Source organism: Mesorhizobium sp. M4A.F.Ca.ET.050.02.1.1, from assembly GCF_003997725.1.
In the GTDB taxonomy this organism is placed as follows: Bacteria; Pseudomonadota; Alphaproteobacteria; order Rhizobiales; family Rhizobiaceae; genus Mesorhizobium.
This window is the reverse complement of record NZ_RZSG01001525.1, coordinates 1-426: the sequence shown is the minus strand read 5'-3', so window position 1 is coordinate 426 and position 426 is coordinate 1. Positions and strand designations below refer to the sequence as shown.

1 pseudogene is annotated in these 426 nt (G+C 63.8%); it reads left to right on the top strand.

Annotation, left to right across the window (positions count from 1 at the left end):
• Positions 1–161: 161 nt before the first annotated feature.
• Positions 162–426, top strand: a pseudogene (locus EOA33_RS38475) (S1C family serine protease); the annotation flags it as partial.

Here is a 426-nt window from a genome sequence, read left to right as displayed (position 1 = left end):
CTCCGTGATATCAGGCTTGATCGTGACTATATGTGCGGAGCGGCTGCGACAGCCGCGACCTGACCAGATGGCCAGTCGTGAGGCCAACTGGCCATCAGGCGAGTACCGGCCAGCGCGCTGTCGAACGATATCTGGGTAACCGCAAACCCAGGAGAACCATGATGAGCGACTTCAATTTGAGCGCATTTTCCGACGCAATCGCCGATCTCGCGGCAGCGGCCGCGCCGGCGACGGCGAGCCTTGCAACCCATCATCATCGGACAGCGAGCGCCTTCCACTGGCGCGACGGCTATTTCGTCACCGCCGAGGAAGTCGTGGAGGCGGGCGAGGAGATCGAGCTGACGCTGACTTCGGGCGAAACGGTCAAGGCCGAGCTTGTCGGCCGCGATCCCTCGACCGGGGTCGCCCTACTGAAGCCGGCCGCAC